This is a genomic window from Tabrizicola sp. (assembly GCF_016792905.1).
Classification (GTDB): domain Bacteria; phylum Pseudomonadota; class Alphaproteobacteria; order Rhodobacterales; family Rhodobacteraceae; genus Tabrizicola.
The window spans coordinates 42,477-55,898 of record NZ_JAEULP010000088.1; the positions used below are offsets into that span (position 1 = coordinate 42,477).

The 13,422-nt window shown below is 66.9% G+C and carries 15 protein-coding genes; 4 read left to right on the forward strand and 11 right to left on the reverse strand.

Annotation, left to right across the window (positions count from 1 at the left end):
• Positions 1 to 4: 4 nt before the first annotated feature.
• Entirely contained in the window at positions 5 to 1,006 is a 1,002-nt protein-coding gene (gene moaA, locus JNL31_RS18025; RefSeq protein ID WP_294976357.1) for a GTP 3',8-cyclase MoaA, read from the forward strand.
• 67 nt (positions 1,007 to 1,073) lie between these two features.
• On the opposite strand, the gene JNL31_RS18030 is transcribed toward moaA, so the two are convergent.
• Positions 1,074 to 1,232: a hemin uptake protein HemP gene (locus JNL31_RS18030; protein WP_294976360.1), complete on the reverse strand. Its 159-nt coding sequence runs from the start codon at positions 1,230 to 1,232 to the stop codon at positions 1,074 to 1,076.
• Entirely contained in the window at positions 1,229 to 1,351 is a 123-nt protein-coding gene (locus tag JNL31_RS18035) for a hypothetical protein (protein ID WP_294976363.1), read from the reverse strand. Before JNL31_RS18035 ends, JNL31_RS18030 begins: the two co-directional genes overlap by 4 nt.
• 157 nt (positions 1,352 to 1,508) lie before the next feature.
• Here JNL31_RS18035 and JNL31_RS18040 point away from each other — a divergent pair, with 157 nt between their 5' ends.
• Both JNL31_RS18040 and JNL31_RS18045 read left to right on the forward strand, forming a co-directional pair.
• Positions 1,509 to 2,534: a phosphotransferase gene (locus tag JNL31_RS18040; RefSeq protein WP_294976366.1), complete on the forward strand. Its 1,026-nt coding sequence runs from the start codon at positions 1,509 to 1,511 to the stop codon at positions 2,532 to 2,534.
• Positions 2,531 to 3,844 (forward strand): aminotransferase class III-fold pyridoxal phosphate-dependent enzyme, encoded by a 1,314-nt coding sequence (locus JNL31_RS18045; RefSeq protein ID WP_294976368.1) that lies wholly within the window; start codon positions 2,531 to 2,533, stop codon positions 3,842 to 3,844. The genes JNL31_RS18040 and JNL31_RS18045 overlap by 4 nt, the downstream gene beginning before the upstream one ends.
• Before the next feature lie 317 nt (positions 3,845 to 4,161).
• Here the strand turns inward: JNL31_RS18045 and phoB are convergent, their stop codons facing one another.
• The 5 genes from phoB to JNL31_RS18070 all read right to left on the reverse strand — a co-directional run bounded on the left by phoB (position 4,162) and on the right by JNL31_RS18070 (position 7,826).
• Positions 4,162 to 4,854, reverse strand: a complete 693-nt coding sequence (gene phoB, locus JNL31_RS18050; RefSeq protein WP_294976370.1) for a phosphate regulon transcriptional regulator PhoB — start codon at positions 4,852 to 4,854, stop codon at positions 4,162 to 4,164.
• Positions 4,855 to 4,856: 2 nt separating this feature from the next.
• Positions 4,857 to 5,558, reverse strand: a complete 702-nt coding sequence (phoU, locus tag JNL31_RS18055) for a phosphate signaling complex protein PhoU (protein WP_294976373.1) — start codon at positions 5,556 to 5,558, stop codon at positions 4,857 to 4,859.
• Between the two features lie 10 nt (positions 5,559 to 5,568).
• The gene (pstB, locus tag JNL31_RS18060; RefSeq protein ID WP_294976376.1) at positions 5,569 to 6,366 is read right to left on the reverse strand and encodes a phosphate ABC transporter ATP-binding protein PstB; all 798 of its coding nucleotides are present in this window, start codon (positions 6,364 to 6,366) and stop codon (positions 5,569 to 5,571) included.
• A gap of 84 nt (positions 6,367 to 6,450) precedes the next feature.
• Entirely contained in the window at positions 6,451 to 7,371 is a 921-nt protein-coding gene (gene rbsK, locus JNL31_RS18065; RefSeq protein WP_294976378.1) for a ribokinase, read from the reverse strand.
• Between the two features lie 2 nt (positions 7,372 to 7,373).
• Entirely contained in the window at positions 7,374 to 7,826 is a 453-nt protein-coding gene (locus JNL31_RS18070; protein WP_294976381.1) for an RbsD/FucU family protein, read from the reverse strand.
• Positions 7,827 to 7,958: 132 nt separating this feature from the next.
• On the opposite strand from JNL31_RS18070, the gene JNL31_RS18075 reads away from it, so the two are divergent.
• On the forward strand, positions 7,959 to 8,765 hold the full coding sequence (locus JNL31_RS18075) for an alpha/beta hydrolase (RefSeq protein ID WP_294976383.1): 807 nt from the start codon (positions 7,959 to 7,961) through the stop codon (positions 8,763 to 8,765).
• A 145-nt stretch (positions 8,766 to 8,910) separates the two neighbouring features.
• On the opposite strand, the gene JNL31_RS18080 is transcribed toward JNL31_RS18075, so the two are convergent.
• The 4 genes from JNL31_RS18080 to JNL31_RS18095 all read right to left on the reverse strand — a co-directional run bounded on the left by JNL31_RS18080 (position 8,911) and on the right by JNL31_RS18095 (position 13,116).
• Positions 8,911 to 9,777, reverse strand: a complete 867-nt coding sequence (locus JNL31_RS18080; RefSeq protein ID WP_294976385.1) for an ABC transporter permease — start codon at positions 9,775 to 9,777, stop codon at positions 8,911 to 8,913.
• Positions 9,774 to 10,709 carry an ABC transporter permease gene (locus JNL31_RS18085; RefSeq protein ID WP_294976388.1) on the reverse strand — a complete coding sequence of 312 codons (936 nt, stop codon included), beginning with the start codon at positions 10,707 to 10,709 and terminating at the stop codon, positions 9,774 to 9,776. The genes JNL31_RS18080 and JNL31_RS18085 overlap by 4 nt, the downstream gene beginning before the upstream one ends.
• 4 nt (positions 10,710 to 10,713) lie before the next feature.
• Entirely contained in the window at positions 10,714 to 11,796 is a 1,083-nt protein-coding gene (locus tag JNL31_RS18090; RefSeq protein ID WP_294976392.1) for an ABC transporter ATP-binding protein, read from the reverse strand.
• A 192-nt stretch (positions 11,797 to 11,988) separates the two neighbouring features.
• Positions 11,989 to 13,116 carry an extracellular solute-binding protein gene (locus JNL31_RS18095; RefSeq protein WP_294976395.1) on the reverse strand — a complete coding sequence of 376 codons (1,128 nt, stop codon included), beginning with the start codon at positions 13,114 to 13,116 and terminating at the stop codon, positions 11,989 to 11,991.
• Positions 13,117 to 13,422: the final 306 nt, after the last annotated feature.

The following is a 13,422-nucleotide window of genomic DNA, read 5'->3' on the forward strand; positions in this document are numbered from 1 at the left end:
CCCCATGACCCCGCTTGTCGATCCCTTCGCCCGCGCCATCAGCTACCTGCGCGTCTCGGTCACCGACCGCTGCGACTTCCGCTGCACCTACTGCATGTCGGAACACATGACCTTCCTGCCCAAGGCCGACCTCCTCAGCCTCGAAGAACTCGACCGTCTCTGCACCGCCTTCATCCGCATGGGCGTCCAGAAACTCCGCATCACCGGCGGCGAACCCCTTGTCCGCAAGGGCATCCTCACCTTCTTCGAAGCCATGTCCCGCCACCTCGCCACCGGCGCGCTGCAGGAACTGACGCTTACCACCAACGGCAGCCAGCTTGCGAAATTCGCCCAACCCCTTGCCGACCTCGGCGTCCGCCGGGTCAATGTCAGCCTCGACACCCTGAACCCCGCCAAATTCGCCCAGATCACCCGCTGGGGCCGCCTCCCCCAGGTCCTCGACGGGATCGAGGCCGCCAAATCCGCAGGCCTCCGTGTCAAGATCAACGCCGTCGCCCTGAAAGGCGTCAACGAGGACGAGCTTTTTCCCCTCCTCGACTGGTGCGCGACCGAAGGCCACGACCTCACCTTCATCGAGGTCATGCCCATGGGCGAGGACATGACCGCCACCCGGCTTGACCAGTACTGGCCGCTGAAGGACCTCCGCGCCCGTCTGGCCGAACGGCTGACCCTCACCGACCTCGCCGAGCGCACCGGCGGACCCGCCCGCTATGTCCGGGTCAACGAAACCGGGCAGAAGCTCGGCTTCATCACGCCCCTCACCCACAATTTCTGCGAAAGCTGCAACCGCGTGCGGCTGACCTGCACCGGCGAGCTTTACATGTGCCTCGGCCAGGAAGACATGGCCGACCTCCGCGCGCCCCTGCGCGCCAGCCCCGACGACACGATCGTCGAACAGGCGATCCGCGCCGCCATCGCGCGGAAACCCAAGGGCCATGACTTCGACTACAGCCGCCAGAAGGTCGCGGGCCAGATCACCCGCCACATGAGCCACACCGGCGGCTGAAGGCCCAGGCAAATCCTTTCGAAAAGATTTGCAATATCCCTCGAAGGATCTTGGTCCGCCCCGACCCCTACTTCGTCAGGATCAGCTTGCCCGCCCGCGTGATCCGCAAGGCATAGACCTGCCCGTCCAGCATGATCCGCGCCAGGCTACCGCCTTCGGTCAGCGCGCGGGCATCGTGGACCGGCGTCGCATCCGCCGTCAGCCAGGGTTCGACATGGGCGTTCATTTGCTGACCTCCAGCCGGGCGATCAGGGCTTCCAGCACCTGCCCCGGGAACACCCCGGACATGGCGCTCAGCAACAGGTCCAAAAAATCGGCACGCGGGGCCGCATCACGGTCGGGCATGGTGAACTCCACCTGTTTGAAGGACACCGGGCGTGCCCGAACGGGGCTGGCTGGGTTTCTGGGATATATCCCTACTAAAATAGTCAACCATGTCAAGCCCACATTCCACTGGCCCTGCCCGCGCCAGACGCTATCCTCCGCACCGGACGCCCATGACATGACCCAAGACCCCGCCGGATCGCTGCTGTCCCTGCCCCCGCCAATGCTCGCGGCCGCGGCCCTCGCCACCCTTGCCGATGCGCATTGGGGCGTCTCGGGGACGCTCCACCCCCTCACCTCCGAGCGTGACCAGAATCACCGGCTCGACACCGCAACCGGCCAGTTCACCCTGAAACTCGCCAACCCGGCCGAGCCCGCCGCCCTCACCGAATTCCAGACCCTCGCCCTGCTCCACGCCGCGGCCCGGGCCCCGGATCTGCCCATTCCCCGCGTCATACCCGCCCAGGACGGGCGCCCGGTCATCCCCACTCCGGATGGCGCCCTGCGCCTCCTCACCTGGCTTCCCGGCACACCGCTGGCCCACCTGCCCCGCTCTAAGCCGCTCGCCGCCGCGATCGGCACCGCGCTCGGCCGCCTCGACGCGACCCTCGCCAGCTTCCACCACCCCGCCGCCGATCACCACCTGCTCTGGGACATCCGCAACTCTCTCGACCTCGCCCCCCTCCTTCCCGCGCTGCCCGACGACCTGCGCCCCCGCATCGACACGGTCCTCGCCCGGTTTGCCGCCCATACTGCCCCCGCCCTCGCAGCCCTGCCGCGTCAGGTGATCCACGGCGATTTCAACCCCCACAACCTCCTCGCCGACCCTGCCGACCCCACCCGACTGACCGGACTCCTCGACTTCGGCGACATGACGCTGTCGCACCGCATCTGCGACCTCGCCGTCGCGGCCTCCTACCTGATCGAGCCCGCCGATCCGATGTCCCTCCTGATCCCCCTCACCCGCGCCTACCATCGGGCCAACCCCCTGACCGCGCCGGAAATCGCGCTCCTCCCCGACCTGATCACCGCCCGCCTCGCAACCACCCTCACGATCACCGCCTGGCGCGCCGCCCGCTACCCGCAGAACGCGGCCTACATCCTGCGCAACGCCCCCACCTCCCGCGCGGGCCTCGACGCGCTGACCGACCCGGCCGCCCTGACCGATGCTCTCCTCCAAGCCTGCGAAAGGCCAAGCCCATGACCCGCCAGACCGCCATGCTGAACGCCTACACCCCCGGCGCCGGGCAGCTCTCGCCCGGGGACCGCAGCCTCGCCGACCGCCGCGCCGCGGCCCTCGGCCCGGCCTATCGTCTCTTCTACGATACCCCCGTGCACCTGGTCAGGGGCGAAGGCGTCCATCTCTACGACGCCCAGGGCAGCGCCTATCTCGACTGCTACAACAACGTGGCGTCCGTCGGCCATTGCCATCCCCGCGTCGTCCAGGCCATGGCCACACAGGCCGCGACGCTCGCCACCCACACCCGCTACCTGCACGAGACGATCCTGACCTATGCCGAGCGTCTCCTCGCCCTCTTCCCGGCCGAGCTTCCCCATGTGATGTTCACCTGCACCGGCTCCGAGGCGAACGACCTCGCCCTCCGCATCGCCCGCGCCGCCACTGGCGGCACCGGGATCATCGTCACCGACAACGCCTATCACGGCGTCACGCTGGCCACTGCCGAGATGACGATGTCGTTCGGCCCCGCCGTCGCCCCCGGTCCCACGGTCTTCCCGATTCCCGCCCCCTCCGCCGCAAACTACCCGCAGGGCATCGCCGCCGGTTTCGCCCAGGCTGTCACCAAGGCTTGCGACCGCATGGCCGCACAGGGGATCAAGCCCGCGCTCCTGATCGTCGACACGATCTTCTCCTCCGACGGCGTCTTCCCCGACCCCGAGGGCTTCCTTGCCCCCGCCGCCGCCGCGATCCGCAAGGCCGGAGGCCTCTTCCTCGCCGACGAGGTCCAGCCCGGCTTCGGCCGCACCGGCAGCCGGTTCTGGGGCTTCGAGCGGCACGGCCTGATCCCAGACATGGTCTCGATGGGCAAGCCGATGGGCAACGGCTACCCCCTCGCGGGCCTTGCCCTGCAACCCCGGGTCATCGCCGATTTCGGCGCCAAGGCGCGCTATTTCAACACCTTCGGCGGCAATGCCGTCGCCGCCGCCGTGGGGCTGGCCGTACTTGACGTGATCCGCGACGAAGCCTTGCAGGAAAATGCCGCCATCGTCGGCGCAGCCTTCGCCCGTGGCCTGCGCAGCCTCGCCCAGCGCCACGAGGCTCTCGGCGACACCCGCGCGGCGGGCCTTTTCATCGGCCAGACCATCCTGACCGACGGCAAGCCCGACCCCGTCCGCGCCGCGCGCCTCGTCAACGCGCTCCGCGACAACCGCATCCTGATCAGCTCCACCGGCGCCAACGGCGACAGCCTGAAGATCCGCCCGCCCCTGCCCTTCAGCCTGGCGAACGTGGATCAGGTCCTCACCACCCTCGACCGCCTGCTCCCGACCCTCTGACCCGCCAGTCGTTCGTCTTTGCCCCGATACCCCCGCTGGAGGCAGCGATCTCCCGCCAGCTCCTCCCGGTCATTCATACTGGTGCAAATATCCCGGCCGGAGGCTCCGACGGTCGTCCGAGGGCCAAGGCTCACCGACAGCAAACCAGCCCGAGGAGGAGGCGAAGCCCGACGACGAGACAAAAGGTCTTCGCGCGTCAGCGCTCAATTCGAAAACCGCCCCGACCCGCGCGGCCGTCAGCCGGTTAGGAAACCGTTACCGGCCAAAGGCAAGCAGCTGATTTCGCATGGAAAACAGAAAATGTCCACCGTGGACACTCAGCCCAGCGCGTAGCCCGCACCGCGCACGGTCCGCACCGGATCGGCCCCGCCATGCAGCATCAGGCTCTTCCGCAGGCGCCCGACATGCACGTCCACCGTCCGGGTGTCGACATAGATATCCCGCCCCCAGACCAGGTCCAACAGCTGTTCGCGGGAAAACACCCGCCCCGGCCGCTCCATCAGCGTGACCAGAAGCTTGAACTCGGTCGGCCCCAGCTTCAAGACCTTCTCCGCCCGGTAGACCCGGTGGCTCTCCGGGTCGAGCCGGATATCGTCATGCTCCAGCACCACTCCGGCGGTCGAAGGCCGGACCCGCCGCAGCTGCGCCCGCGCCCGCGCCATGAGTTCCAGCACCGAATAGGGTTTCACGACGTAGTCGTCCGCCCCGGTTTCCAGACCCCGGATGCGGTCCACCTCCTCGGCCCGGGCCGAGAGCATGATGATCGGGATCCCCCGCGTCTCGGGTCGCATCTTCAGCCGACGGCAGACCTCGATGCCGGAAACCTTCGGCATCATCCAGTCCAGGATGATGATGTCGGGCTCCTCCTCGTCGACCAGCACCAAGGCATCCTCGCCATTGTCGGCCTGGGTCACGGCAAAGCCCTCGGCCTCCAGGTTGTAGGCCAGCACCGTCCGCTGCGCCGGTTCGTCCTCGACCAGCAGAACCCTTGGTTGTCCGCCCTTGCCCATGCTCAGGTTCCCGTCCCGGTGCTGTCAACCTTGGGTCGCTCGTCACCCGGCAACGCCCCCGTCACCAGATAGATCACCTGCTCGGCGACCGAGGTCGCATGGTCCCCGACCCGCTCGATGTTCTTGGCAATGAAATGCAGATGCATGCAGGGCCCGATATTGCGCGGGTCCTCCATCATGTGGGTCAGGAACTCGCGGAAGATCGAGTTGTACATCTGATCGATTTCACGATCGCGGGCGCGCACGTCCTCCGCCAGCTTCACGTCGCGGCGGATATAGGCGTCCAGCGCGTCGGTCAGCATCTGCACCACGGCTTTGGCCAGCCTGCGGATCGAGCCAGAGGCCCCGGCAACCGGCGTCATCCGCGACAGGATCGCCGTGCGTTTCGCCAGGTTCTTCGCGTAGTCTCCGGCCCGCTCCAGCGCGGCAGCAATTTTCATCACCGTCAGCACCGTCCGCAGGTCGCCCGCCGTCGGGCCGCGCAGCGCCAGAAGAAGCGCGCATTGGGTGTTGATCTGGTCCTCCAGCGCGTCGATAGCTGCGTCCCCGGCCCGCACCCGCGCGGCAAGATCTTCGTCGCGGGTGTCCAGCGCCTCGGCTGCGTCCAGCAAGGCAACTTCCACCAGCCCCCCCATCCGCATGACCAAAGCCTGGGCGGTTTCGAGGTCGCGGTCGAAGGAGGAAACGATATGCGCGGTATTCATGATCCCCTCCTTACCCGATCCGACCGGTGATATAGGCTTCCGTCCGGGGGTCCACCGGGTTGGTGAAGACATTCGCGGTGTCGCCGTATTCGACCAGGCTGCCAAGGTGGAAGAACGCCGTCTTCTGGCTAACCCGCGCGGCCTGCTGCATCGAATGGGTCACGATCACAACAGAGAACCCGGCGCGCAATTCGTCGATCAGTTCCTCGACCTGCGCCGTTGCGATGGGATCGAGCGCGGAACAGGGTTCATCCATCAACAGGACTTCGGGTCCGGTGGCGATGGCCCGGGCGATGCAAAGCCGCTGCTGCTGGCCGCCCGACAGCCCGGTGCCGGGCGCATCCAGCCGGTCCTTGACCTCGGTCCAGAGCGCGGCCTTGCGCAGGCTCGCCTCGACGATCGCGTCCAGATCGGCCCGGCCGCGGGCAAGCCCGTGAATTTTCGGCCCATAGGCCACGTTGTCGTAGATCGACTTCGGGAACGGGTTGGGCTTCTGGAACACCATGCCGACGCGTGCGCGCAGTTGCACCGGGTCGACACGGGGGTCGTAGATATCTTCCCCGTCGAGGAGGATCTGGCCCGAGACCCGGGCCGAGGCGACAGTATCGTTCATCCGGTTCAGACAGCGCAGGAATGTCGACTTGCCGCAGCCCGAGGGACCGATGAACGCCGTCACTGCCCGGTCCAGGATGTCGACGTTCACGTCCTTCAGCGCATGGGTCGCGCCGTAATGCACCTGGACCCCGCGCGCCGCAATCTTGAGGGTCGCGGCCTGAAGCCCCGGTGCTGTCGTCCGCATGTCGTCCATCGCCCGCTCCACGTCAGTCCTGACGCCCGTCTAGGACGGGATGGTGACGCATATGCAAAGGATTTGTAACAGGGGCATGACAGCCTAGCCGCGCGCCAGCAGGGCGTCGATCTCCGCACGCGCGGGCATCGCCGCCGCCGCCCCGGCCCGCGTCACAGAAATCCCCGCCGTGGCCGCGCCGAAACGCACCGCGTCGATCACGTCGCGGCCCTCGGACAGCGCCACCGCAAGGCCACCGTTGAAGGCGTCGCCCGCACCCGTGGTTTCCACCACGGGCCCTACGCTGATCACCGGCACATGCACCGACCGCTTGCGGTCGCGGTAGAGCGCGCCATTGCTGCCAAGGGTGACGATCACCGCCCCCACCCCCCGCGCCATCAGCGCGTCCGCGGCCTTCTCCGCCTCGGCAAGTGTCGTCACCGGCAGGCCGGTCAGCGTTTCGGCCTCGGTCTCGTTCGGGGTGATGAAGTCGCACAAATCCAGCATCGCGTCATCCAGCGCCGCCGCCGGGGCGGGGTTCAGGATCGTCGTGACACCGGCGGCCCTGGCGATCTCAAGCCCCCGGCGGGCGGCGGGGATCGGCTGTTCCAGCTGGGTCACGAAGACCGCCGCGCTGCGGATCAGGTCCGCCTTCGCATCCAGGTCGGAGGGCGAAATCCGCGCCCCGGCTCCGGGGGCCACGATGATCGCATTGTTGCCGGTGGCCGCTTCCAGGAAGATGAAGGCCGCCCCGGTATGGCTGCCAGCGTCCTCGGTCACTTCGGGGATGACTTCGGCCGTCTTCCAGGTTGCCCGCGCGACCTTGGCAAAATCGTCAGCGCCAAGCCGGGTGATGAAATGCGTCCGCCCGCCGGCCCTGGCTGCCGCCACGGCCTGGTTCGAGCCCTTTCCACCCGGCCCCAGCGCGAAATGCTGGCCCAGGATCGTCTCGCCGATCTTCGGCAGCCGGTCGGCGCGGTAGGTGGTATCGGCGTTGAAGATGCCGAGGATCACGATGGGTTTCATCCTCAGGCCTCCGGCGGGATCACGCCCTTGCGCAGCATGAAGCAGCCGTAGAACCGCCGTTCCCCGGTCTGGATCACCGCGAAGGCCTGCCGCGCCAAGTCGTAGAAGGCGAAGCGCTCGATGCCGGGCAGCGGGCGGAAGCGGCCCTCGGCCCGGTCGATCTCGGCCTGGACCTCGACCTGGACCGGCGGCACTTCCTCGGGCTTGCCCACCACTTCCATCCGGCCCGCGAAATCATCGACAAAGGTGTCGAGCGGCAAGACCGACAGGATCGCGTTCATCGCCTCGGCGGCCGTCAGGTTTTCCATCCGCAGAAGCTTGCCCGTCACGGTCGCCCGCGCCACCGAGTCCGCCGGAAAGTTGGTGTCCACCACCACAACGCAGTCGCCATGCCCCATGGCGCGCAAGGTGCCCAGCACCTCGGCATTCAGCCGGTTGTCGATCCCCTTGAGCATCTGCCCCTCCTGCCCTGCGCCCTGCCCCCAAGGATATGCCCGGCTTCCGTGGCCCGCGCAAGAAAGCTAAGGCCCCCTTGCGGACAGCGGGGGTGGCGTCGCAGTCTGCCACGATCCGACAGGAGACCCGACGTGCCCCAATCCCGCCCTCCCTATCGCTGGCCCGACCCAGACCGCGACTATGCCAACGGGGACTTCATCCCGGGAGCCGCCGACTATCCGGCGCGCTGGACGGCCAAGGCCGCCGCCTTCCGCCGGGCGCTGGGGAAGCGGGCGGACCTCGATCTTGCCTACGGTCCCTCGCCGCGCGAGAAGCTGGACCTGTTCCTGCCCGAGGGCCCGGCGAAGGGGGTGGTGATCTTCGTCCACGGCGGCTACTGGCATCTCTTCTCCAAGGCGCACTGGTCGCATCTCGCCGCAGGATCGCTGGGGCGGGGGTTCGCGGTGGCGATGCCGAGCTACACGCTGGCCCCCGCCGCACGGATCGCCGAGATGACGGCGGAGATCGCGCGGGCCTGCTGGTTCGTCGGCACCCGGGTCCCGGGACCCATGGTCGTGACCGGGCATTCCGCCGGGGGGCATCTGGCGGCGCGGATGGGGAATGCCGACATCGCGGTGCCGGTGGCGCGGGTGGTGCCGATTTCGCCGCTGGCGGAACTTGGGCCGCTCATGGCGACCGAAATGAATCAGACGCTGAAGATCGATCCCGGGGAGGCCGATGCGGAAAGCCCGGCCCGGCATCCGCTCCGCGACGGGGTGACGGCGCATGTCTGGGTCGGGGCCGAGGAACGCCCGGCGTTCCTTTGGCAGGCGCGGGCTTTGTCCGAGGAATGGTCCTGCCCCTGGACGGCCGATCCGGGCCACAACCATTTCAGCGTGATCGAGGGGCTGGCAGACCCGGGCTCACCCCTGTGCGAGGTGCTGTCAAAGGGGCTTTGACGTCCGGGTGTCTACGGTGTGCATTTCCGGACTACGCATGAAAATTAATAATTTGCGCGTGTTCGCTCAGGGTTTCTTAACACCTTGTCGGGGCGTGATGGTGGGCAGATTGCCCACCCTCCGCGTGCCGAGGAGCGACGCGCCGTCACAGGAGCATCGCCTCTTCCGCCCGCCGCGCCTCGGCCTCGCGCGCCGCTTCGATCCGGGCCCGCCGCCGCCGGTTGGTTTCGTAGATCAGCGCCAGCACCAGGGTGAGCAGGATCAGGAGGAAGGCCAGCGCATTGATCTTCGGGGTGATCCCGGACCTTACCTGGCTGAAGACATAGACCGTCAACGTCGTCGCATTCGCCTTGGTGAAAAGAGTGACGTTGAAGTTCTCCATCGACTGGAAGAAGGCGATGGCCGAAGAAGCCGCCATGGCGGGGTAGAGATGCGGCAAAAGGATGCGCCGAAGCACCTGTCCGTGGTTCGCGCCCAGATCCAGTGCCGCCTCCTCCAGCCCCGGATCGAAACTTTGCAGCCGCGCCAGAACCAGCAGCATCACATAGGCCGAGATGTAGCTGACCTGCCCGAGCGTCGACAGGTGCAACCCGCGCCCGAAGAGGAAGAAGTCGTCCGCCCCCATCGACCGGCCCAGCTGGTTCCAGAACAGCACCGTCGAGATGCCGATGACGAGCCCCGGCGCCAGTACCGGCGCGACCATGACCCCGTAGAGCGTGGCGCGGTACTTGCCCGAGATCGAGTTCAGAAGGATGGCCGCCGCCGTCCCGATGGGAACCGCCAGCGCCACCACCGCCAGCGCGACAAGGATCGAGTTGAGGAAGGCCCCCCACATCGTCTGATCGGCCCAAAGTTCGCCGAACCAGGCCCAGGTGAGGCCCTTCCATGGCGCGATGGTCGGCAGCTTGCTGTCGTTGAAGGCAGCCCCCGCCATCACGGCCAGCGGGACCAGCATGTAGAGGATGAACAGCCCGAAATAAAGCTGCCCGAGGATGGCGCGATTCCGGCTCATTTGGCGATGTCCGACAGTTTGACCTTGAAGAGCCGCATCGTCAGGATGACGAAGAAGATGCAGACCAGCAGGAAGATCATCGAATAGGCCGCGCCCGTGTTCCAGTCGAGCGCGTCGTTGAACCAGGTGTAGATGGTCTGCGGGAACCAGTTCGCCTTGGTCGAGCCCACCACCGTCGGCACCAGAAGCGAGCCGGCCGACAGCATGAACACCATCACGCAGCCCGATGCGATGCCGGGCTTGGCATGCGGGATCACCACCCGCCAGTGCGTCCGCCACCAGGGGCTGCCGAGGTCTTCCGCCGCCTCGATCTGGTTGGTGTCCAGCGAGGTGATCGCCGTGTAGATCGGGAACAGCATGAAGAGGACGTAGCAATAGGTCAGAACGATCACGATGGCGTCGTAGGAGGTGAAGACCCCGTTCTGCCAGCGGATGCCCTGGTCGATGACCCCCAGCGCCTTCAGAAGCGCGTTCAGCGGCCCGTTGAAGGTCAGGATGATGTACCAGGCAAAGGCCCGCAGCGCCTCGGACACCCACATCGGGATGAACAGGAGGAGGAGAAGCGTCGGGATCGACCGGGGGCTGGCGATCTTGGCCAGGAAATAGGCCAGGGGATAGGCGAAGATCAGCGTCATCAGCGTGACAAGGGCCGAATAGAACACGGTCAGCAGGAAGGTGTTGATGTGGATCGGGATCGTGACCGGAATGCCGAACCAAGTCGTCTCGACCGGGTTGGCGAATATCTTGCCGTAGTTCGCGAAGCCGTAGACGTCCTTCGGGCCGCCGATCTCGACCACCGGCAGGTAGGGCCGGAAGCTCTGCTCGAACATCGCGAAGTTCGGCAGGATCACCAGGACAAGGATCCAGAAGGCGACCAGGAGGCAGAAGACCGCGGTCAGCCCGGTTCCGTAGCGGCGGATAAGGTCCTCCATCGGCCTACCCCCGGACGTTCGCGTCGGGCAGCAGGAGCGCGCGGGCCGCATCGAAGGTCGCGAAGACCTTCTCGCCCACACCCGGGGCCTGCGTGACCCCGTCGTTCTTCACCTCGGCCTGGAGGCGCTTGCCGCCCGCCGCGAGGCCATGGACCGAGATGAAGGCGCCCTCGAAGGCCACTTCGGTCACTTCCATCTCGACCGAGTTCTCGGGGGCGGCGGTCTTCGACAGCCTGGTATGCTCGGGCCGGACATAAAGCTTCAGCGCCTTGCCCTGCGCCTCCGGGGTGATCCGCGCCCGGAAGGCGCCATGGGGACCGGTGAGCGAGGCCATGCCGTCTGCGACAGGGCCGACATCACCCTCGAAGATGTTGTTTTCGCCAACGAAACTGGCGACGAAGCCATTGACCGGGTTGTCGTAGATGTCGCGCGGGGCGGCGATCTGCTGGATGCGGCCCTGGGACATGACGCCCACCCGGTCGGACATGGCCAGCGCCTCGCCCTGGTCATGGGTGATGTAGATGAAGGTCACGCCCGTCCGCTTCTGGATCGCGCGCAGTTCCGCCCGCATGTGCTGGCGAAGCTTCAGGTCGAGCGCCGAAAGCGGTTCGTCCAGCAGCATCACCGAGGGTTCCACCGCCAGCGCGCGGGCAATCGCCACCCGCTGCTTCTGTCCGCCGGACAGCTGGCTGACCATCTTGTCGGCGGCGCCGGGGAGGTCGACGAGCTTCAGCAGGTCCTCCGCCTTCTTGCGCCGGGTCGCCTTGTCGACGCCCCGCACCTCCAGCCCGAAGCTGATGTTCTCCCAGATCGGCATGAGCGGGAACAGCGCGAGGTTCTGGAAGATCAACGCCGTCGGCCGCTGGTTCGGTCGCGTTCCCTTCACGTCCTTGCCACCGATCTTGATGGCGCCCGCCGTCGGCTCGATGAAGCCCGAGACCATCCGCAGGATCGTGGTCTTCCCACAGCCCGACGGTCCGAGGAACGAGAAGAACTCCCCCGGCTTTATCGAGACATTGGCATTGTCCACGGCCCGGAAGGTGCCGAAGTCGCAGCAGACGTTTTCCAGATCAATTCCCGCGCTCATGGTCGGCGTGGTCCCCCTGATAGTCGTTCTCTTTTTTGTTGCAGGCTAGCAGGCAGCCCGGCCCGTTCAATGGGTATCGCCAGATCGGGCCGGACTTTCGGTCCAGCCGTCCACGACCCTGCCCGAAATAGGGACGCCGAGCCCAGCAGGGCCCGGCGTCCTTCATTCAGTTGCGCACTGGGGCGCCCCCGGTCACGCCGCCTTGTACTTGTCGGCGTACTCGGCGCGCTTGGCCAGGAAGTCGGCCGACTGGTCCGGCCACCACCACAGCTTCGCAAGCGCATCCGCGTTGAACGTGCCGTTGTAATAGGCCGCCACGTCCGGGTTCATCAGGTCGGACGCGCCCTTGCCCACCGGGTTCGACGAGAAGGCCGAAGCCCAGGCCGCGGCACCTTCGGCGGTCGAGACCCACTTGGCGAACTCATGCGCCTGGTCGACGTTGGCGGCGTTCTTCATCAGCACGAAGCCCTGGTGCCAGGCGAAGGCGCCTTCGGCCGGGGCGACATAGGCATAGCCGTCGTTGCGCAGGTTGTAGCCGGTCGAATCCCAGCAGAGACCCACGGTCGCGCCGTTCGCGGTGAAGCCGGCATTGGCTTCGTTCTCGCCCGACCACCACTGCACGACGTTGCCCTTGGCCTTGATCGCCTCGGCCAGCGCGATGTCCCACAGTTCGGTCATCGCGGCCATGTCGCTGTAGCCGTCCATCCACGGACGCGGCAGTTTGCCGGTGGCATCAAGCCAGCGGCCCATCGCGGCCAGCGCCGAATGCGGGCGCACGACAGCCTGGTTTTCCGGGTTGAACAGGTCGCCCAGCGACACCGGCGACGACAGTTTCGCGTTGGCGGTGTTCACCACCAGCGATTCCGTGCCCCAGTTCGACGGCACATACTTCAAAGCGCCGCCCGGACGCGACCGCTCGCCGGCGGCACCGTCGGCGAGGCCCGGCAGGTAGTTGTCCATCGCAAGCTTCGATTCGTCCCAGGCGCCGAGGAGGCCGTTCGAATCCCAGGCGCCGACGCGGTCGATGGTCGGCTCGATCACGTCGATGCCACCGGCATCCAGCGCGACCTTGCCTTCGGCGAACATGGTGTCCTGGTCAGGCAGTTCCTTGAAGTTGACGGTGATCCCGGTCGCGGCGGTAAAGGCCGGGAACACCTTTTCGGACAGCGCAGGATAGCCCGCCCAGCCCGTGAAGTTGACTTCGCCCGACGAGGCCAAGGCCTTCGACGAGATGATCGCCGGAGCGGCGAGGATGCCCGCACCCGCGGCGGACCCTTGCAGGAACCGGCGGCGGCTGAAGGCGGAGGTGGTGTTTTTCACGTTAGGTCTCCCTGGTTTCAGTAGATCGTAAGGCGCGGGCTGTCCCCGGCTTTTCTGGTTCGTTCGGGCGCACTGCCGTTTGGCCAACAGGCTGCGTTCAGCCATGCCGCGTCAACCGGCGGGGACGCCCCCCGTGGCGGAACCTTACTCCTGTAGACCATGGCCCTGTCAACGATGCTGTGCCTGCATACAACCGAAGGCATCTGCCCGAGCACAATACAGCCAGGTTTTTCTCCGTGCCGCCCCTTCGGCGCGGGAATTCATCTTTTCCTGCCGCCGAATCGGCCCTTGTCCCAGGCCCGGCTC